The organism is Streptomyces sp. MGP-BFMKR1 (genome assembly GCF_057766585.1).
The window spans coordinates 602501-626637 of sequence record NZ_CM173408.1; the positions used below are offsets into that span (position 1 = coordinate 602501).

Consider the following 24137-nt stretch of genomic DNA (forward strand, 5'->3'; position numbering starts at 1 on the left):
CCCGGGTCAGGGTGGCCTGGTGTTCTTCCGCGTCGAGCAACTGCGCGATGAGGTGGCCGAGCGACTGGCCCTCGTACGGCAGGGTCGGGCCCGTGGCCGGAGATGCCGCGGCGTAGCGGGCGCGGCTCGTGGGCTGGTCGGGGTCGAGGTCGGTTTCGGCGCAGAAGGCGCGGTAGGCCGCCGGGTCGAAGAGGGCCACGGTGGTGTGTCCGCCGTGGGCGGCTCGGGCCCTGAGCAGGCCCTCCACCTGGCGGAGGTACCGGGCGTGGTCGGCGAAGGGGAAGGACTCGTACCGGCGCATGGCCGCGAAGTCCACCGCGTTGGCCAGCACGGCGATGGTGCTCGGGGATTCGCGGCGCAGCGCGCGGCGGGTCGCTCTGCGGCTGCCGCGTGTCACCGAGCGTTGGCGTGTGGCGCCGGGTCGGCGCTGGCCCTCGCGGCCTGGTCCGGTGGAGCCGCTGGGGCGTCCGGGGTGGGTGTCGCCTGGCCCGGCAGGCTGGCGCCTGCCGGGTCCGTGCTGTCCGTCGTCAGTGGGTGGGCGGTCGTGGGGCGTGGGTGTCATGGCTCCCCCTCGGCGGATCGATCAATGCTCACTCACCGTAACCGGGGGGTCTGACAGTGGTTGCTGGGCGTGACCGTCAGGCGTTCGTGGTGGAGCGTTCGCGGGCCAGTCGCTCGTAGAAGCGGAGCAGTTCGATGTTGTCCACCGAGCCGGCGTTGACCGCCTTGTCGAGTGCGACGCCCTGGAGGAGGCGCTTGACCGGGACCTCGATGCGCTTGCCGGTGAGGGTGTGCGGGACGGCCGGGACCTCGATGACCTCGTCGGGGACGTGGCGGGGCGAGAGCTGGGCGCGGATGACGGTCTTGATCTTGTCGCGCAGTTCGTCGTCGAGCGTGGCGCCGGGGGCGAGGTGCACGAAGAGGGGCATCCAGTAGCCGCCGTCGGGTTCCTCCACGCCGATCACGAGGGACTCGCGGATCTCGGGGAGGCGCTCCACGGCCTCGTAGATGTCGGCGGAGCCCATGCGGACGCCCTGCCGGTTGAGGGTGGAGTCGGACCGGCCGTGGATGACGACGCTGCCGCGGGAGGTGCGGGTGATCCAGTCGCCGTGGCGCCAGGCGCCGGGGAACATCTCGAAGTAGCTGTCGCGGTAGCGGCTGCCGTCGGGGTCGTTCCAGAAGTGGACCGGCATGGACGGCATGGGGTTGGTGACGACCAGCTCGCCGACCTCGTCGATGAGTGGCTGGCCCTGCGGGTCCCACGCCTGGAGGTCCGTGCCGAGGCCGGGTGCCTGGAGTTCGCCGATGTAGACGGGGAGGGTGGGGACGGCGCCCGCGAAGCAGCTACACACGTCGGTGCCGCCGCTGACCGAGGCGATCCACATGTCGTCGGCGACCTCGTCGTGCAGCCAGCGGAAGCCGTCGGGCGGCAGCGGGGAGCCGGTGGTGGCCACGCACCGTAGGCGGGAGAGGTCGAAGTCGCGGCCCGGGTGTACGTCGGCCTTGCGGCAGGCCATGACGTACGCGGCGGAGGTGCCGTAGACGGTCGCGCCGGTGCGTTCGGCGACCCGCCACTGGGCGCCGGTGTCGGGGTAGCCGGGGCTGCCGTCGTAGAGCACCACGGTCACGCCGGCGAGCAGGCCGGAGACGAGGAAGTTCCACATCATCCAGCCGGTGGAGGTGAACCAGAAGAAGCGGTCGCCGGGGCCCATGTCGTTGTGCAGGCCGAGTTGCTTGAGGTGCTCGACGAGGATGCCGCCCTGGGACTGGACGATGGCCTTGGGCAACCCGGTGGTGCCGGAGGAGTAGAGGACCCACAGCGGGTGGTCGAAGGGGACGGGATCGAAAACGGGCTCGGTGTCGGCGGCGGTGAGGTCGTCCCAGAGCAGGGTGCCGCCGGGGGCGGGGGTGCCGAGGAGCGGGATGTGGACGACGGCGCGCAGCGAGGGCAGTTCGCGGCGCAGCTCGGCGACGGTCTCCGCGCGGTCGTGTTCCTTGCCGCCGTAGCGGTAGCCGTCGATGGTGAACAGGACGACCGGCTCGACCTGCTGGAAGCGGTCGAGGACGCTGCGGGCGCCGAAGTCGGGGGCGCAGGAGGTCCAGACGGCGCCGACCGCGGCGCTGGCCAGGAGCGCGACCGTGGCCTGCGGGATGTTGGGCACGTAGCCGCTGACGCGGTCGCCGGGGCGTACTCCGAGGCGGCGCAGTTCGACGGCGAGCGAGCCCACCTGGCGGCGTAGTTCCGACCAGCTCACCTCGGTGGGCTCATGGGTCTCGTCGACGTACAGCAGGGCGGGCTCGTCGGCGCGGGCGGGGTCCTGCGCCGCGCGTAGGGCGTGCTCCGCGTAGTTGAGGGTGGCGCCGGGGAACCAACGGGCGCCGGGCATGGCGCTGTCGGCGAGCACCGTCTCGTAGGGGGTGGTGAAGCGCACGTCGAACCACCGCGTGACCGCTTCCCAGAACTCCGGCAGGCGCTCCACGGACCAGCGGTGCAGGTCGGCGTAGCTGGCGACCGGGTCGCCGGGGGTGGCGGCGGGTGCCCCGTACCGCTCGGCCGCCCAGCTCTGGAAGCGGGTGACCTGGGCCTGCGCGATGCGGTCGGGGCCGGGCCGCCACAGGGGTTCCGGCTGGGCTGCTGACTGCGGTGCGGTGGTCATCTCGGCTCCCGGACTCGGCGCGTGGTGTGCGTCCGCTCGCGCACGGGCACGGGCCCCGGTGCGTGGTGGGGCGCGCGGGCGTGACGCGGCTCAGCAGGACGATGCCATGTGATCGACATCCGCACCAGAGCAGTCCGGGTTCGGCGTCGGCGTGCGGGGCCGGTCGGCCCGCGGTGGCGCGCGGGGCCGCGGGCGACGGGTGGCGGGCGGACGGTCTTCGCGGCGGGCAGGGGCGCGAACATGACGGGCGCGGTTTCGGCCAGTTCATGAGACGCGCCGGGGCGCAAGGTCACGGGTTGGTGTAGGGCTCGGGTGACAACGGGTGAACGGCAGTTGAACGAAGCGTCTGGCCGGTCCCGGCAATGGCAGGGTGATCAGCATGGATGCGCGTGACCTGGTGCGGTCGGTGAAAGTGATCGGTTCGGCGCGGGGGCGGCGGACCGTACGGGCCGCGTGGCGAAGGGAACGCGTGGACGCGGCCGGACTGCCCCGGTCGGGTCCCGAACGAGCCCGTGTGCCGGGTCTCGCCGAGGGTGCGGAGCCGCAGCCGGGTGGTGGCGTGGTGCGGTTCGCGCGCTCGTCGCTGCGGGTGCGGGTGGCGGCCGGGGGCGCGGTCTTCTGCGGCTGGGACGGGGCGACGCCCGAACCCTCGTACGCGTTGGCCGGATCGTGCCCCGAGGTGGACCAGCGCGCGTTCCTCGAACCCGACACGGAGGACGGGTGGCGGGTGGTGTCCGAGCGGGTGACGGTGACGGTGTCCCGGCACGGGGCGGTCGCGGTGCGCACGCCGGGCGGGGTCGTGCTCCGGCGCGAGCTGCCGCCGCGCTGGTGGGAGCCCGCGGCGGGGCCGGTCGAGGGGGCGCGGCCACGCTGGACGCAGCGTTCGGTGGTGGCGCCCGACGCCCGGTGCTTCGGGTTGGGTGGGCGGTCGGCGGGTCCGCGGCTGCGGAGTGGGACGTACCGGTTGTGGAACACCGACCCCGGTGGGGCCTTCGAGCCGCCGGACGATCCGCTGTACCTGACGATGCCGGTGCAGCTCGTGGTGGCCGACGCGGGCAGCCATCTGATCTTCCACGACAACGCCTGGGACGGCGCGGTGACGCTGCGCGAGGGCGTGGAGGGCGAGGGGTCGGGGCACGACCGCCCGGGCCGCTGCGAGGTGCGGATGGAGGGCGGCCCGCTGCGCTACTGGGTGATAGTGGGTACTCCGGCGCGGGTGCTGCACAGTTGGGCGCAGTTGACCGGCGCGCCCGCGCTGCCGCCGCCGTGGGCGCTCGGCTACCACCACGCCCGCTGGGGCTTCGGCAGCGAGCGGGAGGTGCGGCGGGTGGTCGCGGGCTATCTGGAGCGTGGCCTTCCGCTGTCGGCGGTGCACCTGGACATCGACCACTACGACGGCCACCGGGTGTTCACGGTGGACCGCGAGCGCTTCCCCGACCTGCCGCGCTTGGCGGCGGACCTCGCCGACGACGGCGTACGGCTGGTCTCCATCGTCGATCCGGCGGTCAAGGCGGAGCCGGGCAACCCGGTCTACGACGCGGGGGTCGCGGCGGGCGCTTTCGTACGGGACGGGAGCGGGCGCGAGGTGCGCGGCGAGGTGTGGCCCGGCGAGTCGGCCTTCCCCGACTTCACCGACCCACGGGTGCGCGCGTGGTGGGGCGAGTGGTACGCCGAGCGGCTCGCACAGGGCTTCGCCGGCGTGTGGCACGACATGAACGAGCCGGTGTCCTTCGCCGCGTTCGGCGACCCCACGCTGCCGCTGTCGGCGCGGCACGCGATGGAGGGGCGGGGCGGTGACCACCGGGAGGCGCACAACGTCTACGGGCTCGCGATGGCCCGCGCCGGCTACGAGGCGCTGCGTGAGCTGCGCCCCGAGCAGCGCCCGTTCCTCTTCTCGCGCTCCGGTTGGGCGGGGCTCCAGCGGTACGGGGGCACCTGGTCGGGCGACGTCAGCACCGGTTGGCCCGGGCTGCGGGCGTCGCTGGCGCTGGTGCTCGGGCTCGGTCTGTGCGGGGTGCCGTACTCGGGCCCGGACGTGGGCGGGTTCACCGGCTCGCCGTCCCCGGAGCTGTACCTGCGCTGGTTCCAACTGGCCTCCTACCTACCGCTGTTCCGTACCCACGCGGCGATCACGGCGGGGCGGCGCGAGCCGTGGGAGTTCGGGCCCGAGGTGTTGGAGCACGCGCGGGCCGCGCTGCACGAGCGGCAGCGACTGGCGCCGTACTTCCTGACCCTGGCCCATCTCGCGCACCGCACGGGCGCGCCGTACGTGCGCCCCCTGTGGTGGCGCTGGCCACGGGACCGCGCGCTGCGCGACTGCGAGGACGCCTTCCTGCTCGGGGACTCGCTGCTCGTCGCGCCGGTCCTGGAGCCGGGCGTGCGCCAGCGCACGGTGCGGTTGCCGCGCGGGCGCTGGTACGACCAGGCGACCGGGCAGGCGTACGAGGGCCCGGGGCGGATCGTGGTGGACGCCCCGCTGTCGCGGGTCCCGGTGCTGGTGCGGGCGGGGTCGGTGGTGCCGGTGGTGGGCGAGCGGGGTGAGACCGAGCTCGAGGTGTGGGCGCCGATGGTCGGGCGCACCGGCGGCGGGGTGCTGATCAGCGAGACGGGCGACGGCTGGGAGGAGCCGACGGAGGTGCGGTTCACCACGCGGATGCGCGGGGAGCGGGTAGCGGTCGAGCGGGAGGGCCCGGAGGACGTGAAGTACGCGATGCGGGTGCGCGGCGAGGCGGTCGGCCTGGTGACGCCCTGAGGAGCCGCGACGCGCGAGCGGGGTGACCCGCCACGGACGGGTGCCGGGACCGGCTGGCGCCGGGGTCAGCGCCGGCCGGAGAGCGAGGACCGCGAGACCGGGAAGTCGAAGTAGGTGTCGGGGAAGGGCTCGGGCTGGTACGTGAAGTGCCACCACTCCTCGGGGAGGTTACGGAAGCCCTCCTTCTCCAGGGCGCCCTTCAGCAGCAGTCGGTGGGCGCGCTGCTTTCCCACCACGCGCGGGTCCAGCGTGTGCGAGAGGGTGTCGAAGCAGTCGAAGCCCGTGCCGGTGTCCACGGCGTTGTCGGGGAAGCGCTCGGCCTGCGGCGCGTAGCAGGGGGCCAGTGGCTCGCCGGGGACGTAGGGGCGGGTGGGCTTGGCCGGCAGCTTGACGAGGGTCAGGTCGACGGTCGAACCACGGCTGTGCCCGGACTTCTCGGCGATGTACCCGTCCTCGAAGAGGCGGGTCTTGTCGACCCGTGGGTAGAACTCCGCCTTCATCCGCTGGTCGTCCAGGTCCTTCGCCCACCGCACGAAGTGGTCCACGGCGCGCTGCGGGCGGTAGCAGTCGTAGACCTTGAGCGAGTAGCCCTGGCGCAGCAGGGTGCGTTGGGCCCGGTGCAGGGCCCGTGCGGCGGGCGCGGTGAGGATGCACAGGGGCTGGCGGTAGCCGGCGATGCGGGTGCCCACGAAGTTGTGCGGCGTGACGTAGCGCATCTCCTGGCGGATGGTGGGGTCGACGTCCTGGAGGGCCACGAACTCCCTTGGCGCGCGTGGCTCGTGTGACGCCTGGGCCACCGGGGGCGCGGCGACGACGGCGAACAGGGCGGCGACTCCCGCGGCGAGCGTACGCACGGCGGCGTTCCATCGAGACATGCCCCAGGGTCTACCAGCCGATCGCGCTGGCCGAAAGGGGTGGTCGGCCGATTCCCGGGCGTCGGCCCGCACCGGGCCTCGTACGGCGCCGCGCGGGCTCCCGGTACGGGCGGGGGCCCGCGGAGGTCCGACCGCGGACCCGCCCACGCGCGCGGGAGTTGCCGCGTGTGACCGGCCGGACGGAACCACCCCCGTGGACCCCGCCCGACCGGTCACGATGAAGTGGACGCGGCGAGTCGATCGCTGGTTGCGTCCACTACGGTGCGGGGATGGACGAGCAGAGCCCCGCCTCCTATGACGCGTTCTGGCCCTACTACGTGGCGATGCACTCGCGTCCCGCGACGCGCTGGGTCCACCTGGCCGGGACACTGGGCGGCCTCGCCGTCGCGGCGTACGGCCTCGGCCGCGGGCGCCGTCGGTGGGCGCTGGCCCTGCCGCTGCTCGGGTACGGCACGGCCTGGCCCGCGCACTTCCTCATCGAGGGCAACAATCCGGCCACCTTCGGGCATCCGCTGTGGTCGCTGCGCGGCGACGGGCAGATGATCGCGATGATGCTGACCGGGCGGGACGCGGAGCTGTCGCGGATCGCGCGCGCGTGGCTCGCGGCACATCCCGAGCGGGACCACCGACGGAGCGCGGGGGCCACGGTCGACGGCGGGAGCTGAGAGCGGCGCGGGCTGAGGGCGGTGCGGTGCGGGCCGGGAACGGCGCGGGCTGAGGGCAGTGCGTGCTGAGAACGGTAGGAGGGCGGCGCGGGCGCCGGCGTGCGCGGGGCGCCGGTGCGGTCGGTGCGGGAACTCCCGCGACATCCGGCCATCGGACGGGGCCGGGGTGACGGGTGGGTGTAGCGGGCACGGTGGCCAGGTAACGCGGCGGTGTTCCCGACCTTGACGGCCCATCAGGGCGGGAGAACACTGCCCGTGGCAGGCGTCGTTCTACGCGGATAGCCTCGCTCCACGGCGAGTGGGGCGCACCTGTCGGCGGTGGGTCGGACCGGTGGTGCGCCGGTGTGCGGCGGCCCACGTTCCGCGTCGACGGCGCGCGCCTCGCGGCCCGCTGGGCTGGGGTGTCCGGGCTTCGCCCGGGCCCGCCCCGGCGCCGTGGTCGCGGGTGATCCCCGCACACCGGGCCGGGGGCCGGCGGCGCCTCGGGCGTGAGGCTGAGGAGTTGCATGAGCTATTCCCAGGGCGACATCTTCGTCGGCGAGACCATCGGCACCGCCATCCTGATCCTGTTCGGGGCCGGGGTGTGCGCCGCCGTCAACCTCAAGCGCTCGAAGGCCAGGTCGGCGGGGTGGCTCGCCATCGCCTTCGGCTGGGGGTTCGGCGTCATGGCCGGGGCGTACACGGCGGGCCCGCTCTCCGGCAGCCACCTCAACCCGGCGGTGACCGTCGGCGTCGCGGTGGACACCGGCGAGTGGGCCGACGTGCCGGTCTACCTCGCCGGCCAGTTCGTCGGGGCGCTGATCGGCGCCGCGCTCACGTACGTGGCGTACTACGCGCAGTTCGCCGCCAACAGCGACCCCACCGACGCGCAGCCGACGTTGGGGATCTTCGCGACGATCCCCGAGGTCAGACACCCGGTCGCCAATGTGCTGAGCGAGATCGTCGCGACCCTGGCCCTGGTGCTGCCGTTGCTCGCCTTCGGGCTCGACGACGGCATCGGCGAGTCGGGCACCAAGACGCTGCTCGTCGCCTTCCTGGTGGTCGGCATCGGCCTCTCGCTCGGCGGGCCGACCGGGTACGCCATCAACCCGGCCCGCGACCTGGCGCCCCGCGCGGCGCACGCGCTGCTGCCCATACCGAACAAGGGCACGTCGGACTGGGGTTATGCGTGGGTACCGGTGGTCGGCCCGCTGGTCGGAGCGGTGTTGGCGGGGCTCGTCTTCAACGCGGCGTTCTGAGCGGGCGTACCCGGCGCGCGTCCGGCGTGACGGTGGTGCCGCGACGCACGACGGCCCGCACCCCTGGCGTGGGATGCGGGCCGCTTCGTCGTGGAGCCGGTCAGCCGCCGGCTGCCTGCCGCTGTTCGGCGGCGATCTTCATGGCGTGCTCGACCACCGAGATGAGCACGCTCTTGGTGGACTCGCGTTGCCGCGCGTCGCAGAGCATCACGGGAACGTCAGGGTCCAGGTCGAGCGCGTCGCGCACGCTCTCCTCCGGGAACCTGGTCGCCCCGTCGAAGCAGTTCACCGCCACGGTGAAGGCGATGCCGCGCCGTTCGAAGTAGTCGACGGCGGCGAAGCAGTCCTCCAGGCGTCGGGTGTCGGCCAGCACCACCGCACCCAGCGCCCCGGTCGCCAACTCGTCCCACAGGAACCAGAAGCGGTCCTGCCCCGGCGTACCGAAGAGGTACAGGACGAGGTCCTCGCGGAGCGTGATGCGCCCGAAGTCCATGGCCACGGTGGTGGTCGTCTTGCCCTCCACCCCGCCGATGTCATCGACCGGGCGGCCGGCCTCGCTGAGCAGTTCCTCGGTACGCAGCGGCTTGATCTCGCTCACCGCGCCCACCAGCGTCGTCTTGCCGGCGCCGAAACCGCCAGCTACCAGGATTTTCAGCGTTACTGGGTCGACAACACCGGAACGGCCGCGGTCAGAGTGCCCGAAGACCATTGATCACCTCGCGCAGAATCCACTCATCCGGCAGTTCTGCCGGAGGTACGGGCCGGGACACGCGAACGAGCGCCGCGTGCAGCAGGTCGCCAATGAGGACACGGACCACCCCGACCGGAAGGTCGAGTTCGGCCGCTAGCTCAGCGACGGACTGCGGGGACTCCCGGCTCAGCTCGACGATGTCGAGATGCTCCGGGGAGAGGGTCTGATCGGCTACCGACCGGCTCCGAAGAGTGTCGGCGATGACGACCGCTATCAGGTCGAGCTTTTCCTCGGTCAGACTGCGGGTGCGACCACGCGTCATGGCGTACGGCCGGACAACCGGCCCCGCCGCGTCGTCGAACCAACGGGCTGTGTCTTCCCCGTCTCCGTTCATGTCACACCATCACCCACTGGACCGCGGAGCGGTGCCAAGGTGGGTGCCGACCCGCTTGACCAGGAGCGTCATCTCGTACGCCACCTGCCCAACGTCGGAGTCGGCATCGGCGAGCACGGCCAGGCAGCTTCCGTCACCAGCGGCGGTCACGAACAGGAACGCGTCGTCCAGCTCCACGATGGTCTGCCGAACCCGGCCCACCTCGAAGTGGCGGCCGACACCCTTGGCGAGGCTGTGGAATCCGGAGGCGACGGCGGCCAGGTGCTCGCCGTCCTCCCGGGTCAAGTCCCGTGACGCGCCGGTGGGCAGTCCGTCACCGGAGAGCACGAGTGCCTTGCTGATGCTTCCCACCCGCTCGACCAGCTCGTCGAGCAGCCAGCTCAGCTCGCTCGATGGCCTCGGCGCGGCGTTGAATGGTGCGGTCATCGACCGTCCCCCTCCCATGTCGTTCCTGGTGCTGTGCCCGCCGGGCCGTTGGAGTCGGCGGAGGTGGTGTGCTGCTGCCGGCCGCGCTGCCAGCCGCGCTGGAGCGAGGCCATCTTGGCCCGCGCCATCTCGGCATCGCGCTGGGGGTCCGAGTCATCCGGCTGCGGTTCCGGCTCCGCGTGGGCGGGCTCCTTCTTGAGCTGTGGGGCGAGGCTCGCCTGCCTGACCCGACGCGGCAGTCCGGCAGCGGAGGCCGGCGACGCGGGCCTGGCCGGGGGCTGCGCGGGGCGCTGCACCGTGAGCGTGGGCTCGGGGTCGGGCACCGGCTCCATGGGGCGGCCCGGCTGGCCGCCGTGGCGCTGGTCGCGCCCGGGACGCGGGCTCTCCACCGGACGCCCGTGGTCGGAGACCAGTACGGGGTGCCGGCGCCGGGGCAGCGAGATCGGCTCGCCGGAGGGCGACGTGTAGTCGTCGCCCGCCTGCTGGTGCTCGGAGGCGGGGGTGGCATCCGGTCCGGGCTGCGGCACACCGCGCCCCTGGAACCAGCCGCCCTCTACATCGTCCGGTTCTTCGTCCTCGAACGGCGTGATAGATGCCTCCAGCTCGACCGGTCCATCCAACGGGTCGTTGTCCAGGGCGCGGGCGTGCTTGCCCTTGCGCCCACCGGAGCCCTGACCGATCGCGGCGATGCCGGTCTCGGAGGGGCGCAGCCTGCGGGTCTCCTCGCCGGACGGCTCGTTGCCCTGGTCGACCTCGCCCTCGGAGAGCAGGTTCGCGGGGATGAGCACGACCGCGGTGGTGCCGCCGTACGGGGAGGGCTGCAGGGAGACCCGCACGCCCTGCCGCTGGGCGAGGCGGCTGACCACGAACAGGCCCAGCCGGTCGGTGTCGGACAGTTCGAAGTCGCGGGTCTCGGCGAGGCGGAGGTTGGCCTCCAGGAGCGCGTCCGGGGCCATGCCCAGGCCGCGGTCGTGGATCTCCAGCGTGAAGCCGTTGGAGACCCGCTCGCCGTGCACCTGCACGGCGGTGTGCGGCGGCGAGAAGACGGCCGCGTTCTCCAGGAGTTCCGCGATGAGGTGGGTGAGGTCGGCGACGGCCGGGCCGTTCACGGCCAGGCGCGGCAGCCGGCGCACCTCTATTCGCTCGTAGTCCTCGACCTCGGCGACCGCCGCGCGGACCACGTCCATGAGCTGGATGGGCTTGCGCCACTGCCGGGAGGGGGCCGCGCCGGAGAGGATGACCAGGCCCTCGGCGTGCCGCCGCATGCGGGTGGTCATGTGGTCCAGGCGGAACAGGTCGGCGAGCTCGTCGGTGTCCTCGGTGCGCCGCTCCATTGCGTCGAGGAGGGTGAGCTGGCGGTGCAGCAGGACCTGGTGCCGGCGGGCGAGGTTGACGAACACCTCGGAGACGCCGCGCCGCATGTCGGCCTGCTTGACGGCGGCCTCGACGGCCGCGCGCTGCAGGGTGTTGAGGGCCTGGCCCACCTGGCCCATCTCGTCGCCGCCGTACTCCAGGCGGGGCGCCTCGGCCTCGACGTCGACCTGCTCACCGGCGGCGAGCCGGCGCATGACGCTGGGCAGGCGCACGCCGGAGACCTCGTGCGCGTCCTTGCGGAGCCGCTGGAGGTCGCGGATGAGGGCGCGGCCGATGCGGATGGAGACGAACAGCGAGGCGAGCAGGGCGAGGAAGCCGAGCACACCGGCCGCGCCGGCGCGGAGCATGACCCGCATCGCCTCGGGACGCACGACGTCGTCCTCGTAGCGGTCGGTGTACTCCTTGCCGAGGCGGTCGTAGTCGTCGAGGGACGGGTTGACCGCGGCTTCCCAGCGCTTGCGGTCCACCACGTCGATGGTGCGCGAGGGGCCGGCGTTCTGAATGGCGTTCTCGACGTTGTACAGCGCCTCGGGGGCGGCCGACGTACGCCGGTAGTCCATGATGATCTTCTGTTCCTTGACCGGCAGCACCGGCAGGTTCGTGGCGTAGATCAGGTCGCGCTCGGCCCGCAGGTCCGACATCTTCCGCAGGTCCTGCCAACTGATCTTCTTCGCCGTGACGCCGGCGACGTACAGGGCGTCCTCGCGGGCCAGCGCCTCACGGGCACGGATCATCGCGACGATGGCGCGGCCGTGCTTGTCGATATCGGCGTTGGGCACGGTGTGCAGGGCGTAACGGAAGTTGTAGACGCCGTCCACCAGGAAGTTGTACTTCTCGAACGCGCTGGCGCGGCTGATGGAGTTGTTCTCCACCTTGCCGCGCAGTTCGTCCAGGCCCTTGGTGCTGTCGAGGAACGTGGCGAGCTGACTCTCCGAGTCGGAGTTCATGCTGTCGCGGGTGTCCTCGCTGCGCGCGTTGTCGCGCAGCTTGTCCAGCACCGTGTCCGTGGCGTGCTGCCGCTCGCGCAGTTGGGCGAGGGCGGTGGAATTGCGGTCCGCGAGATAGATGAGCGTCTGGCGACGCTCCTTCTGGATGGCCTGCACCGCGTCTTCCGCCGGTGTACCGACCTTGTCAATGACGTCGGCCGCGTCCATGAGCTGGATGGCCTCACGACTGGTGATCACTGTAGCGAAGGCCCAGATTGCCGTCAGCGAGACGAGCGGCACTAGCAACAGCGCCACGATCTTCCGGCGGATCGACTTACCGCGAAAGCGCATGGCCTCCCTAACGTCAACCCCGCCGACGCGGGGGATGTTCCGACAACAAGCGGCGCGAGCCTACTACTGTCGCGTGACCAACTCGAAGACACGTCCAGCCGCTGACGGCTCATCAGGTGCGCCCTTGATCACTAGTTGTCCGCTGTTGCCCTGACTTTTCAGCTAGGCCCCCGACGACCGCGCTCCCACGGATGGCAGAACCCTGCCAGTTCGCGGTGGCTGGAAACGCGCGGGAGCCTGGGAACCTTCGTTCATCGTCGTACGTGATCCAAGGGGAAGCCTGGGCGGATTACGGCCGATGTCCCTCTTTTCGGAACCACGCAATCCGGGCACCCATGGAGAGGGGGAGATGTTGATGGAAAAGAATCGCGACATCCCGCAGGAGCGGCTTCAGTCGTTGTGGACGGAGGAGCCCGCGCGCCGTCTACGGCTGCCCGATCCGGTGCGCACGGCGGCCGTTCGCGCCGTCATCATCATCGCGTTGACGCTGGTCCAGGCGATGGTGGCGGTGCTGTGCACGCTCGGCGAGTCATGGTTCGCCTTCCCGATGGTGCTCAGCTCCATAGCCAGCACCGTCGCGGCCACCTGGGGCGTCCTTGACGTGTGGGTGACCCGGCAGGTCTGGCGGCAGCGCAACGGTGTCATCTCGGTACCGAGCAGTTCGGCGCGCACGGTGCGGCGCCCCCGTCGGCCGGGCCGGCTGTCGGGCGCCTGAGCCCCACCCTCACCCAACTCTTCGCGCGCCGTTCACCCGCTCGCGGCCCCAGGTCACGGTCCCGCCCACGCTCCGCGGCGCTCGCGCCGGCGCGTCCGGGACCGGCGCCGGACCGCGGCAGCCCACAGACCCCATGCGGCGGCCGACTCGGGGCCCGCGGAGCAGCGTGCTGGCCCCCGGCGCCCCTTTGACAACACCCCCGCCCTTCAAACGGCCTTTTACCAGCCACATCGGGCACCCGTCCGCAGGCGCGATTGTGCCGCACCCCTTTCCGGTGAAACTCCGTGAAACCGTCGCGAAAAGCACGAAGGGGCGCGTGGCGCGCCGGCGGCGGCCGGCATCGGGTCGCTCGACGCGTTCGGCGCGGGCCGGGGCACCGCCCCCGCCCGCGCCGAACGGACCTCGCGCGACTCGTCAGGGAGTGTCAGCCGCCGGAGCGGGCGGCGTCGGCGGTGGCGTGGTGCTCTCCGCCGCCGCCGGGGTTCGGGCCGGCGCCGGAGGGTGCTCCGGGGCCGCGTCACGGTCCGGCGCCGCGTCACGGTCCGGGCCCTGGTCCGGTGTCGGGGCCCCGGGCCGCGCCGGGGCGGGGTCGGGCGCCGGGTGGTCGGGCGCCGTGGGCTCGCCCGGCGCGGGCTCGGGGCGGCGGAACATGCGGGTGGCGGTGATCTCCCCGTGCACCTGCTCCGCGCCGGCCTCGGTCTGTGGCAGGCCCGGGCGCAGGTGCTCCTCGACGCTGATGTACTTCAGCCCGGCCCGCAGGTCGGCGTCGTTACGCAACCGGATGACCAGCGGGAACTCCGCCAGGGCCGTGGTGTCGAACAGGCCGGTGGTGTAGAGGAGCTGCACGCCCAGCGCGTCGGCGACCGCCCGCTGGAGTTCGAGCAGGTACGTCGCGTTGGCCCGGCCGATGGGGTTGTCGAGGAAGAGCGTGCCCGCGTGCCGGTGCTTGTCGCGGCCCCGGTCGTTGCTGCGCAGCGCGGCCATCGTGCAGTACAGGGCGATGGCCGCGGTGAGCAACTGGCCGCCGGAGAACACGTCGCCCATCTGCCCGACCGGCACCCGCTCGGCGCGCAGCACCGCGTCCGGCTTGAGGATCTCCACGGCCACCCCGCGCGGCAGCAGCGCCGCGTGCACGCCGCGCAGCAGCAGTGACATGCCGTCCCTGCGCAGGTCGGAGTTCTTGCGCACGGCCGCCCTGGTCGCCTCGTCGATGACCTCGCCCAGCCGCTCGGTCAGCGTCGCCTGGTCGGGGTCGTCGAAGCGGATGCGCAGGAACTCCTGGCCCGACCACTCCCCCAGCCCCTCGGGCAGCCGGGACAGGCGCTGCGCGGAGCGCAGCGTGGCCAGGCAGGAGTCGACCAGGCCGCGCAGCCGGTCCACGATGCTGTCCCGGTTGCGTTCGAGCTGTGCCAGCTCGTCGGTCAGCACCCGCAGCCGCGGCGCGAACGCCTCGGCCCAGGCCGCCGCGTGCTCCGGCAGCGCCGCCGCCGGAAGCTCCCTGATCTGCTGTCGGGCGGGGGTGCGCACCTGCTCGTAGCGGGTGGCGTTGGCGTGTCGTACGAGCACGTCGCACGCCTCGCGGACGGTCGCGTCGGCCGCCGACAGGTCGGTCGCGCAGCCGCGCAGCGAGCGACGGGCCTCCGCCGCGGCCTGGCGGGCCTGTTCCAGCGTCCCGGCGTACGGCTCGGCCGCTTCCTCCTCGCAGCCGCCGCCCGGGTGCTCGCCCTCCTCGACGGTGGCGCCCCGGATGAGGTCGCGCAGCAGCGCCCCGGCCTCCTCGAAGCCGCTGGCCGCGTCCTCGGCGGCCCGGTGGGCGCGCAGCAGTTCGGCGTGGGCCGCGCGGGCGCTCTCCAGCGCGTCGGTGCGGGCGCTCAGTTCGCTGGTGGCGGTGCGCAGCAACTCCTTGGCCTGCTCGGCGTCGGCGGGCACCAGGTCGTCGGGCAGGTCGGTGTGGGCCTCGCCGTCGGCGGGGGCCAGCCGTTCGGCCTCGCCGCGGAGCCGGCCGAGTTGTTCGCTCGCCGCCGACGTGCGCGACTCCAGCATCTGGACCAGCGACTCGGCGCGGGCCGCCGCCGCCTGCCGGGAGGGCCCGTCGGCGCCGTCGGTACCCTCCAGGAGCTGGGCGGCGCGCGTGCGCACCTTGTTGGTCAGGCGGTCCAGGGTGGCCAGTGCCGCGCTCTCGTCGCTCTCCGCGCGGGCCTGTTCGGCGCGCAGGTCGGCGCCCACGCCGACCTTCTCGTAGAGCTGGGAGGCGGCCCGGTACGCCTCGCGCAGCGCGGGCAGCGACGCGGCACGCGCTCCTTCCCGAGGCTCGTCGGGTTGTTCGGCGCCCGTCGGTACGGAGGTGACGTCGTCGGGGGCGCCGGCGATCTCGGCGCGCTCGGCGCGCAGGGCGCGCGCGGTGCGGTGGGCGTCGTCGGCGGCGCGCTGGGCGGCACGGCGGTCCTCGTCGGCGGCGCGCGCCCGGTCCACGCAGGCGGCGGCGCGCTCCTCGGCCTCGGCCGCCTCCTCGGCGAGTTCGCGCAACCGGGTCTGCCAGGTGGCGCGCTCGCGCAGCCGGTAGGCGAGCCCGGCCAGCGCGTCGGCGGCGCGGCGGGCGCGCTGCGCCTCCTCCTGCCGCTCGTCGCGCGCCCGGGCCGCCTCGGCGGCCAGTTCGTCGGCCTCGGCGCGGGCGGTGCGGGCGGCGGTCAGCGCGTCCTCCGCCGCCTCGGCCGCCTGCCGCGCCTCGGTGGCCGCGGCGGCGAGTTCGGCCAACTGGCCGGGCGGGCAGCCGGTGCGCCAGGAGGCGAGCCGGGCGGCCAGCGCCCGGTCGCCGGCCAGCCGGGCGGCGAGCGCCCTGATCTCCTCGTCGCGGGCGATGGCGCGGGAGCGCAGCGCCCGCCGCTCGTCGTCGGCGGCCAACTCGTCGTGCATGGCCGGGTTGGGCGGTACGAGGAAGACGGCGCCGTCGCGCGCGCCGGGCCCGGGCGTCGGCGCGAGCAGGGCGGCGGCGGTGCCCACGGCGACGGCGGAGCGGGGCAGCAGCGATGCCGAGGCCAGCGCTTCGCGGGCGCGGGCGTGCGTGTCGGGGTCGGTGATGATGACGCCGTCCACGAGCTCGGGGCGCGCGGCGAGCACCGCCGCGTGGTCGGCCGGGTCGACGGCCTGGGCCAGGTAGCGCCAGCCGGGCAGCGCCGGGATGCCGTGTTCGCCCAGGTACTCCACGGTGGCCAGCACGTCGGGTCCGGGGGGCAGCAGGCCGCCGTCGCCGAGGGCGCCGAGGATGCGGGCGTCGTCGGCGGCTGCCGTGCGCAGCTCGAAGAGCTGGCGTTCGGCGCCGGCGACGCTCTCGTCGAGGAGTTCGCGCAGCGCGTCCGCGTTGCGGTCGAGTTCCTCGGCGCTGAGCGTGGCGCCCTCGGCATCGGGCGTGACACCGCCGGTGGGGGCTTCGTCGGGCGCGGCGGCACCGGGCAGGCCGAGCAGTTCGGCGAGGCGTTGCTCGGCGCCGAGGGCCTCGGCGGTGCGGCGCTCGGCGTCGTAGCGGGAGGCGGCGGCGCACGCGGCGTCGGACGCGCGGGCGGCGGCGAGGTCGGCGCGGCTCAGTTCCGCGCTCGCCTCGCGGGCCTGCTCGGCGGCCGACGCGGCGCGGGCGCGGGCGCTCTCCCAGGCGGTGGCCGCGGCCTTCTCGGCGTCGCTGGCGGTGAGGGCGGCGCGGGCCGGGTCGGCGTCGGGGGCCGAGTCGTCGAGCCAGCCGGCCCGTACCGCCTCGGCGGTCTCCTGCTCGACCTCGGCCAGCCGCTGGCGCAGGTGCTCGGCCTCGCTGCGGGCGCGCTGGGCGGCGGTGGCGGCGTGGGTGGCGTCCCGGTGGGCGGCCTCGCCGGTCTCCTGGAGGGCGGCGGAGCGTTCCTCCTCCTCGGCGGCGAGGCGCTCGCCGCCCTCGGCTGCGGCGTGCAGGGCGCGTACGAGGTCGGTGGCGGCCTTGGCGCGGGCGGCGAGCGCCGGGGCGGCGTCCCGCTCGGCCTCGCGGATCGCGGCGGCCACGCGTTGTGAGCGGTCGGCCGCGGCCCGGTGGCGCAGCACGGTCTCGGCGGCCTGCCAGGCGGCGTGCAGGGTCCTGGCGTCGGCCAGCTCGCGGCGCTGGGCCGCGGCGCCCTTCTCCGCGGCGGACAGCGCCAACGAGGCGTTGCGGTAGGCGAGTTCGGCGGCGATCAGGGAGCTGCGGCCCCGCTCGCGTTCGGCCTCGGTGACCGCGTGGGCGGCGGCGGTGACCTGCTGGGCGAGGTCGGCGCCGCGCTCGCGCTCGGCGGCGCCGCGGGCGGTGAGCCGCTGGGCGAGGCCACGGGTGCGGCGTTCGGCCGCCGTGTGGACGTCGCGGGCGCGGGCGCGGTCCTCGGCCGCCTCGCTGATCCGGGTGAGCAGGTCCAGCGAGCCGGCCGTGAAGTCGCGCTCGGCGGTGAGTTCGGCCCGTCGGCCCAGCTTGTGGGCGAAGCCGTGGACGAGGTCGGCGAGGCCGTCGGTGTCCCGGGTGTCGGTGACGGCGCGCAGCAGCAGGTCAGTGAAGTCGGAGTCGTTCTTGACCGCGAAAAGGCCGGCGGCCTCGCCCTCGTCGGCGTTCATCTCCCGCTGGTAGCGGAAGAGTTCGGGGTCGAGGCCCAGGTCGCCGAGGTGTTCGTTCCAGCGCTCGTGGATCTCCTCCCAGGCGACTTCGAGGTGCGGATAGTTCTTGCCGGCCTCGGTGAGGGCGTCGCGGAAGCCCTTCATGGTGCGGCGCCGGCCCCGGGCCCCGGAGGCGCCGGAGGTCTCGGGTCGTACGAGGCCCTCGACCAGGGGGCGTACGGCGGTGGACTCGGCGACCGGCAGCGAGTCCAGGCTGAGTCCGGGGCCGGGCCGGAAGGAGTACCACGCCTCGGCGAACTTACGCGGGTCGTTGGAGACCTGGCGACCGCGCCACTCGCTGACCTTGCCCACCACCACCGTCTCGCCGGTGATCGTGTGCTGCCACTCCAGCACCACGTGGCCGCAGTCGTCGGCGAGCAGGAACTTGCGCAGCACGCCGGAGCTGGCGCCGCCCAGGGTGTTGCGGTGGCCGGGCAGCATGACGGAGAAGATCAGCTTGAGCAGGACGGACTTGCCGCCGCCGTTCTCCAGGAAGAGCACGCCGGCCGGCGCCGGGCGGCGGGGCGGGCCGACGGGCTCCTCCTGGAAGAACTCCGCCTGGGCGGGCGCGGGGCTGGGCACCGGCTCGCCGACTCCGCGCAGGTCGAGCACGGTGTCGGCGTAGCGCGCACCGGCTGGCCCGATGGAGTAGAGGCGGACCCGGGACAGCTCGTACATGGCGGACTCTCGTGGTGTGGTGGGCGAACGGGTGGCGGCGAGGGGTCGGGCGGGTGCGGCGTGGGCGTACGGGGCGGCCGGGGCCTTGGGCGTACCGCCTCGGCGTGGGCCCGCCGCGTACCGACTGGCGGGCGGGGTGATCACCGTGGGCGGGTCGGCCGGGGCGCCTGGTGTGGCGTCAGGACGGACCGTGCTGGTCGGCGAAGAACGGCAGGCCCGCGTCGGCGACCAGGTCGAGGTCGTCGCCCTCCGCGGGCGGCAGCAGCGTGGCGCTGCCGTCGCCCACCGGGACCACGCCCAGCTCCAGGAGTTCGGCCATCGCGGCGCTGCCGGCCATGTCGCGGACCTGGAGTTGGTAGCGGGCGGTGGTGCGGTACGCGCCGCCGGCGTCGTCGCCTGTGCGTTGGAGGAAACCGGAGTCGACGAGGAAGGCGACGGCCTTGCCGACGATGCCGGTGGTGGAACCGGCCAGGCGGCGCGCGTCCTTGGTGGCGCCGGTGGCGCTGCGCCGCGCGTACACCCGCCAGGCGGCCTCAAGGCCCGGGGCGTCCGTGGCCGGGTCGGTGTTCTCGCCCGACTCCGCGGCCCGCTCCTCTAGGCGGCGGCACGCCTGGCGCACGAAGCCGTCGACGCCGTTGACCGTGATGCGGCCGATGTAGCCGTCGTCGGCGAGGTCTTCGGGGCGGGGGAAGGCCATGGCGGCGACGGCGAGGTGGGCCAGGCCGTGCAGGAAGCGGTCCGCGGAGTCCGGGGCGGCGCGCTTGGCGTACTCGCCCATGCGGACCGCGAAGACCGAGTCGTCGGCGGCGGTCACGGCCATGCCGGCGCGCGGGGACACCTCCAGGACGACGAGGCCGAGCCCGGTGGCCACGGCGTCGGCCAGCCGGGCGAAGGCGGGGTCCTCGCGGTGCCGGCGCAGGAGTTCGGCGTACTCGGCGTCGCGGGCCGGCAACAGCTTGGGCTGGAGGCCGAAGGCCACGAGGCGGGCCGCGTCGGCGGCGTCGGCCGGTGTGACGGAGCCGCCCGGCGTGCCGGAGCCGTGCGGGGGGCCGCCGCCGGCCGCGCCCCGGCCGTGCTCGTCCGTCCCGTACGAGCGCTCGGGCTGCGCGCCGTCGTCGGCGCGGTGATCGGTCACGGTTGCTGCTCCTCGGGGTGAAACGGTGCCGCCTCGCGGGCGGGTGCCGCGCGGTGCCGGGGCCGGTGGCCGCCCGCGGGGGAAGCGGGGGTGCGGGCCGGGGCGCCGCCGGCGCGCGCGAGGGCGGCGCGGGGCGGTGGGCCGGTGGGCCGCCGGGGGTGGTGGGAGGTCGGGCCGGGCGGGGGCGGGGTGCTGGCGCGCGGGCTCACCGGACGGGCGGGCGTGGGCATCACGCCACCTCCGTGCGGTCGGCGGCCATGCCCGCGGCGTCCAGCAACGCGGTGCCGACGATGAGGTCGGCGCCGCCGAACTCCGGGTCGTCCAGCTCGGTCCCGTCGTCCACGGCGAACAGCAGCCGTGGCTCCCCCTGCCGGTAGGCCGTGCCGACCGGGGGGCTGGCCGCGTGCACCGCGAGCAGCGCGACCAGGTAGGGCAGGGCTGGGTCGCGGCGGCGGGCCTCGGCGAGCAGGCCGGAGAGCCGGCGGGGCGCGTCGGGGGGCAGTTCGAGCAGCTCCATGGCCGAGGCGAGCTGCTCCTCGCTGAACCGGTTGTCGTCGGGGGTGGCGATCAGGTCGGGCTCGGGCATCTCGGCGCCCAGGTGCTCACGCTCCACCGGTGGCGTCAGCAGCAGGTCGACCAGGTCGCCGACCCGCACCGAGGTGGGCGTGCGCAGTCCGGTGCCGCGTGCGAAGAAGGCGTCGGTGACGCGGATGGCGCGCTCCACGGGGAGCGGCAGCAGGGGCGCGACGAGTTGGCCGTAGAGGTCGATGCCGGCGCGCGCGGCGGGCGGGGCGAACGCCTGCCGGTCCTGTTCGGCGCGGAACATGGGGCCGGCGTCCAGGAGTCGGGACTGCAACTGGGTGTGCCGCCGGATGCAGTCCTTGACGATGTCGACCAGCTCGGCGGCCTGCCGCTTGTGGTCGGGGCCGCGCTGGTCGACCGCCTCGTCGCGGGCCTTGCGGATGTTGGTGAGGATCGCGTTCTCGTGCCGGTACCGCTCGGCGATGTGGTCGAGCGCCTCGGCGATCATGTCGGGCACGGCCCGCAGCCAGTCCACCGCGCGCACGTTGCGCCGGGTGGCCTCCAGCGTCTTGCGGAGCGTCTCCGCGTACTGCACGGTGCGGTAACGGGCCTGCTCCGCGGCCAGTTGGGCGTCGGCGAGCCGGCCGCGGCTGATCAGCACCTCCAGCTTGACCTCGGCCGCGATCTGCGCGCTGGTGACGTCCGTGTCCAGCGCGCCGACCAGGACGTTGACCGCCTCGTCGGTGGTGCGCAGGTAGACGGTGCCGCCGGGGCCCGGGACCTCCTCGATGAGCTTGAAGTCGTAGTCCCGGCGCACGTAGCTGCCGTCGGGGGTGAACGTGCCGTACGCGGCCCGGAAGCCTCGGTCCACGCTGCCCACGTTGATCAGGCTCTCCAGGACCCAGCGGGCCACCCGCTCGTGCTCGGCGGCGGGGCGGCCGAGGGCCTGGGCGGCGACCCGGGGCAGCAGCCTGGCCACGATCTGCTCGTGGTCGGCGCCGGTGTCGAAGTCCATGGTGAGGGTGACCAGGTCGATCGCGGCGAGGGCCACCTCCGCCATCGCGTACCCGCTGTACTCCCCCGCCAGGTTGGCCTTGCGCACGTCCAGGTCGTGCAGCGGCGCCGTGCAGGCGAGCGCGCGCAGCCGCCGGGCCAGGCCCTCGTCGGCTGCCGGGCCCGGGGCTGGCCGGGGTGGGCCACTGAGCTGGGGCGTAGCGGCCCCCGGGGGTGGAGAAGTCACGTCGCACAGAGTAGGCGGTCGCACTGACAACGGACGAAACGGCGCCAAGGGGCCGGTCAGTGTGTGGCACCGCCCACAGCGCGCAGCTCCGGCGTGCCGGCGGCGGCCGTGGCGGCGATGGCGCGCAGGGCCACGGCGCTGTCGGCGACCGCGAGGGCCGGGGCGCCGCCGTCCGGCACCTGCTCGGGCGCGTACGGGACGTGCACGAAGCCGCCGCGCAGGGCGGGGCGTTCGGTGGCGATGAGGTGCATGAGCCCGTAGAAGACGTGGTTGCAGACGAAGGTTCCGGCCGTCTGCGACACGCTGGCCGGGGCCCCGGCGGCGCGGGCCGCGGCCACGCACGCCTTGATCGGCAGCGCGGCGAAGTAGGCGGCGGGGCCGCCCGGGACGACGGGTTCGTCGATCGGCTGCGCGCCCGCGTTGTCAGGTATGCGCGCATCGTCCACGTTGATCGCCACGCGTTCGACGGTCACGTCCGGGCGCCCGCCCGCCTGCCCGACGCACAGCACGATGTCGGGCTCGGCGGCGGCGACGGCCTCGCGCAGCGCGTCGAGCGCGGCGCCGAAGACGCAGGGCAGCTCGGCCGTGCTCCACTCCACGCCGGGCAGCGGCTGCGCGGCGGCCTGTCGCACCGCCGACCACGAGGGGTTGACCGCCTCGCCGCCGAAGGGTTCGAACCCGGTCAGCAGGACGCGTCGCGGCCGGGCCTCGCCCGCCCCGGCCGCCGGCCTCTCCGCGCCGCCCGGGTCCGTACCGGCGCCGCCGCCGGCGGTCGCGGTGTCACCGCCGGTACGGGGCGGGGTCGAGGTGACCGGGACGGGCTGCGGCTCCGGCGGGAGAGCGGACATAGGTGGTGCCTCATTCGTCAGTGGTGGCGCGGTGTGGGGTGAGCGGTGCCTGGTGGCGCGCGGCGGGGCGGCGGGGTGGTGCGCCGGGGCGGTCGGGGCGGCGGTGCGTCAGAAGGCCACCGCGGACATGATCACGATGTTGCAGCCGAGGAGCACGACGGCAGTGGGCAGTTGGGCCTTGATCGGTCCGTACTGGTCCTTCAGCTCAAGCAGCGCGGCGGGCACGATATTGAAGTTGGCGGCCATCGGCGTGACCAGGGTGCCGCAGAAGCCCGCCAGCATGCCGATGGCGAGGACCGCCGCGGCGTTGCCGTCGGCCTGTTCCACCAGGACCGGCCAGCCGACCGCCGCGGTCATCACGGGGAACGCGGCGAACGCGTTGCCCATGATCACGGTGAAGAGGAACATGCCGGCGCAGTACACGGCCACGGCCAGGTAGAGGGAGTCCTCCGGCAGCACCTTGGTGGTGAGTTCGCCGACCTCCTCACCCACGCCCGAGACGGAGAAGATGGTGCCGAGGGTGGCGAGCATCTGCGGCAGCAGCATCGCCCAGCCCATCGCCTCCAGCATCGAGCGCCCGGCGTGCACGGGGGTGGCGATCCGCTTCTCGCGCAGCATCACCATGCCCACGGCCAGCGCGACGATGGCGCCGATGCCCAGGCCCAGGATGGTCTCGCTGCCCTTCTGCAGCACCGGCTCGCCGCCGATGGACAGTTCCTTCACGCCGACCGCGCACGCCATGGCGACCAGCGGGATGGTGAGCGCGGGTACAAAGAGTCGGTTGCCCAGGCGCGCGGCGCTGGCCGTGCGCTCCGCGCCGGTGGTGGTGCGTACGGTGCCGCGCCCGGTGAAGCCGAAGCCCGCGAGGACGGCCATCGCCAGCACGGCGACGCCCAGCGGCTCGGCCGGGGCGCGGTCGTCCACGACCCAGGAGCTGTAGACGAAGCCCGCGCCGATCAGGCCCCAGAACGTTGCGGTGCCCAGCCGCTTGGGGTTGCTGCGGTCGGTGATCATCTGGGCGGCCATCACCAGGAAGATGGCGCCGACGAGCCAGTAGAACCACTCTGCCTTGATCACTTCGCGGCCTCCTTGGCGGTCGGCTGGGTGGCGTTGGCGGCCAGCAGTTCGCGTTCCAACTGGCGGTCCAGGCGCAGCAGTCGCCACCCGTGCACGACGAAGGCGCAGATCGCGGTGGGGATCGCCCACAGCGCCAGGTGCAGGGGCTCCAGGTGGGTGTCGTAGGTGGTGTTCACGAAGCCGGTGATCAGCAGGATGGAGCCGACGGCCAGGAAGACGTCCTCGCCGAAGAACAGGCCCACGTTGTCGGCGCTCGCGGAGAAGGAGCGCACCTTCTCGCGAGCCTTGTCGGTCAGCGGCCCGTGGGCGCGTTCGGCGGCGCCCTCGGCCATCGGCGCCACCAGCGGGCGCACCGTCTGCGCGGGTCCGCAGACGCTGACGAGGCCGAGCGCTGCGGTGACCTGGCGCAGCAGGAGATACAGGGCGAGGAAGCGTCCGGTGGTGAGCTTGGTGAACCGGGCGATCAGGGTGCGGGCCTGTTCCTGGAGGCCGTAGCGCTCCAGGAGGCCGATGACGGGCAGCGTGATGGCGAAGATCGTCACCGCTCGGCTGGAGGCGAAGCCGTCGCCGAAGGCCGCGAGGACTTCGCGCGGCGACAGGCCGCCGAGCAGGCCGGTCACGATGCCGGCCACTCCTACGACCAGGAGGGGGTTGCGCCTGGTGGCGAATCCGATCACCACCACGAGAACGCCCAGGAGAACGAGCATGCGTCCGCCTTCCGCGTGGGACCCCACGGGGCGTGAGGAGAGTGAACGGGAGGTTAGGCGATTGTTCAACGATCCGACAAGGGGTCGAGAGGCAGACGTCACAGCGGCCGGGCGCCACCACCGCGCGTTCACCCCGCCGCCTCGACCCCACGCGGCGACTCCAGGCCCCCGCCGCCACGCTTGGGCGCCGCCGCCCCACGCCCCACGCCGCCGGGCCGGCCGCGCGCCCGC

General features: G+C 74.0%; 16 protein-coding genes and 1 pseudogene (1 of these 17 cut by a window edge). 4 read left to right on the forward strand and 13 right to left on the reverse strand.

Annotation, left to right across the window (positions count from 1 at the left end):
- Together AC3CHW_RS02100 and AC3CHW_RS02105 are read right to left on the reverse strand one after the other, a co-directional pair.
- Positions 1–397, reverse strand: partial view of a hypothetical protein gene (locus AC3CHW_RS02100; protein WP_488469349.1) — the 5' portion only. The gene continues 518 nt to the left of window position 1, outside the view; 397 of the gene's 915 nt are visible here — the first part of the coding sequence; its start codon is at positions 395–397; its stop codon lies off the left edge, out of view.
- Between the two features lie 241 nt (positions 398–638).
- Positions 639–2657: an acetoacetate--CoA ligase gene (locus AC3CHW_RS02105; protein WP_488469350.1), complete on the reverse strand. Its 2019-nt coding sequence runs from the start codon at positions 2655–2657 to the stop codon at positions 639–641.
- Positions 2658–3036: 379 nt separating this feature from the next.
- Between AC3CHW_RS02105 and AC3CHW_RS02110 the strand changes: the two genes are divergently transcribed.
- On the forward strand, positions 3037–5409 hold the full coding sequence (locus AC3CHW_RS02110; RefSeq protein ID WP_488469351.1) for a glycoside hydrolase family 31 protein: 2373 nt from the start codon (positions 3037–3039) through the stop codon (positions 5407–5409).
- A gap of 65 nt (positions 5410–5474) precedes the next feature.
- Here AC3CHW_RS02110 and AC3CHW_RS02115 read toward each other — a convergent pair whose 3' ends face one another.
- Positions 5475–6284: a M15 family metallopeptidase gene (locus AC3CHW_RS02115; RefSeq protein ID WP_488469352.1), complete on the reverse strand. Its 810-nt coding sequence runs from the start codon at positions 6282–6284 to the stop codon at positions 5475–5477.
- Between the two features lie 269 nt (positions 6285–6553).
- Here AC3CHW_RS02115 and AC3CHW_RS02120 point away from each other — a divergent pair, with 269 nt between their 5' ends.
- Together AC3CHW_RS02120 and AC3CHW_RS02125 are read left to right on the forward strand one after the other, a co-directional pair.
- Positions 6554–6949 (forward strand): Mpo1-like protein, encoded by a 396-nt coding sequence (locus tag AC3CHW_RS02120; protein WP_398607099.1) that lies wholly within the window; start codon positions 6554–6556, stop codon positions 6947–6949.
- 506 nt (positions 6950–7455) lie between these two features.
- Positions 7456–8187, forward strand: a complete 732-nt coding sequence (locus AC3CHW_RS02125; protein ID WP_488469353.1) for an MIP/aquaporin family protein — start codon at positions 7456–7458, stop codon at positions 8185–8187.
- Positions 8188–8287: 100 nt separating this feature from the next.
- On the opposite strand, the gene AC3CHW_RS02130 is transcribed toward AC3CHW_RS02125, so the two are convergent.
- From AC3CHW_RS02130 to AC3CHW_RS02145, 4 genes are read right to left on the reverse strand one after another with little or no spacing between them, the layout of a single operon-like run.
- Positions 8288–8896, reverse strand: coding sequence for a GTP-binding protein (locus AC3CHW_RS02130; protein ID WP_176165408.1), 609 nt, complete (start codon positions 8894–8896; stop codon positions 8288–8290).
- Positions 8877–9272 (reverse strand): DUF742 domain-containing protein, encoded by a 396-nt coding sequence (locus AC3CHW_RS02135; protein WP_176165407.1) that lies wholly within the window; start codon positions 9270–9272, stop codon positions 8877–8879. Before AC3CHW_RS02135 ends, AC3CHW_RS02130 begins: the two co-directional genes overlap by 20 nt.
- Positions 9273–9281: 9 nt before the next feature.
- Positions 9282–9698 (reverse strand): roadblock/LC7 domain-containing protein, encoded by a 417-nt coding sequence (locus tag AC3CHW_RS02140; protein WP_176165406.1) that lies wholly within the window; start codon positions 9696–9698, stop codon positions 9282–9284.
- Complete coding sequence (locus tag AC3CHW_RS02145) at positions 9695–12349, reverse strand: nitrate- and nitrite sensing domain-containing protein (protein WP_488469354.1); 2655 nt, start codon at positions 12347–12349, stop codon at positions 9695–9697. The genes AC3CHW_RS02140 and AC3CHW_RS02145 overlap by 4 nt, the downstream gene beginning before the upstream one ends.
- A 349-nt stretch (positions 12350–12698) precedes the next feature.
- On the opposite strand from AC3CHW_RS02145, the pseudogene AC3CHW_RS02150 reads away from it, so the two are divergent.
- A pseudogene (locus AC3CHW_RS02150) lies at positions 12699–13049 on the forward strand (hypothetical protein); the annotation flags it as partial.
- Positions 13050–13478: 429 nt separating this feature from the next.
- On the opposite strand, the gene AC3CHW_RS02155 reads toward AC3CHW_RS02150, so the two are convergent.
- The 6 genes from AC3CHW_RS02155 to AC3CHW_RS02180 all read right to left on the reverse strand — a co-directional run bounded on the left by AC3CHW_RS02155 (position 13479) and on the right by AC3CHW_RS02180 (position 23906).
- Positions 13479–18377 (reverse strand): hypothetical protein, encoded by a 4899-nt coding sequence (locus AC3CHW_RS02155; protein ID WP_488469355.1) that lies wholly within the window; start codon positions 18375–18377, stop codon positions 13479–13481.
- Positions 18378–18555: 178 nt separating this feature from the next.
- The gene (locus AC3CHW_RS02160) at positions 18556–19512 is read right to left on the reverse strand and encodes a hypothetical protein (protein WP_398607096.1); all 957 of its coding nucleotides are present in this window, start codon (positions 19510–19512) and stop codon (positions 18556–18558) included.
- A 229-nt stretch (positions 19513–19741) separates the two neighbouring features.
- Positions 19742–21274, reverse strand: a complete 1533-nt coding sequence (locus tag AC3CHW_RS02165) for a hypothetical protein (protein ID WP_488469356.1) — start codon at positions 21272–21274, stop codon at positions 19742–19744.
- Positions 21275–21330: 56 nt separating this feature from the next.
- The gene (gene pcp / locus AC3CHW_RS02170; RefSeq protein WP_488469357.1) at positions 21331–22122 is read right to left on the reverse strand and encodes a pyroglutamyl-peptidase I; all 792 of its coding nucleotides are present in this window, start codon (positions 22120–22122) and stop codon (positions 21331–21333) included.
- Positions 22123–22230: 108 nt separating this feature from the next.
- Positions 22231–23199 (reverse strand): DUF979 domain-containing protein, encoded by a 969-nt coding sequence (locus tag AC3CHW_RS02175; RefSeq protein WP_488469358.1) that lies wholly within the window; start codon positions 23197–23199, stop codon positions 22231–22233.
- Complete coding sequence (locus AC3CHW_RS02180) at positions 23196–23906, reverse strand: DUF969 domain-containing protein (protein ID WP_176165399.1); 711 nt, start codon at positions 23904–23906, stop codon at positions 23196–23198. The genes AC3CHW_RS02175 and AC3CHW_RS02180 overlap by 4 nt, the downstream gene beginning before the upstream one ends.
- Positions 23907–24137 lie beyond the last annotated feature (231 nt).

Bases quoted from the DNA above. Each gene is read 5' to 3' on its own strand.
- AC3CHW_RS02105 (WP_488469350.1), bottom strand. From the start codon at position 2,657: ATGACCACCGCACCGCAGTCAGCAGCCCAGCCGGAACCCCTGTGGCGG.
- AC3CHW_RS02110 (WP_488469351.1), top strand. From the start codon at position 3,037: ATGGATGCGCGTGACCTGGTGCGGTCGGTGAAAGTGATCGGTTCGGCG.
- AC3CHW_RS02115 (WP_488469352.1), bottom strand. From the start codon at position 6,284: ATGTCTCGATGGAACGCCGCCGTGCGTACGCTCGCCGCGGGAGTCGCC.
- AC3CHW_RS02120 (WP_398607099.1), top strand. From the start codon at position 6,554: ATGGACGAGCAGAGCCCCGCCTCCTATGACGCGTTCTGGCCCTACTAC.
- AC3CHW_RS02125 (WP_488469353.1), top strand. From the start codon at position 7,456: ATGAGCTATTCCCAGGGCGACATCTTCGTCGGCGAGACCATCGGCACC.
- AC3CHW_RS02130 (WP_176165408.1), bottom strand. From the start codon at position 8,896: ATGGTCTTCGGGCACTCTGACCGCGGCCGTTCCGGTGTTGTCGACCCA.
- AC3CHW_RS02135 (WP_176165407.1), bottom strand. From the start codon at position 9,272: ATGAACGGAGACGGGGAAGACACAGCCCGTTGGTTCGACGACGCGGCG.
- AC3CHW_RS02140 (WP_176165406.1), bottom strand. From the start codon at position 9,698: ATGACCGCACCATTCAACGCCGCGCCGAGGCCATCGAGCGAGCTGAGC.
- AC3CHW_RS02145 (WP_488469354.1), bottom strand. From the start codon at position 12,349: ATGCGCTTTCGCGGTAAGTCGATCCGCCGGAAGATCGTGGCGCTGTTG.
- AC3CHW_RS02155 (WP_488469355.1), bottom strand. From the start codon at position 18,377: ATGTACGAGCTGTCCCGGGTCCGCCTCTACTCCATCGGGCCAGCCGGT.
- pcp (WP_488469357.1), bottom strand. From the start codon at position 22,122: ATGTCCGCTCTCCCGCCGGAGCCGCAGCCCGTCCCGGTCACCTCGACC.
- AC3CHW_RS02180 (WP_176165399.1), bottom strand. From the start codon at position 23,906: ATGCTCGTTCTCCTGGGCGTTCTCGTGGTGGTGATCGGATTCGCCACC.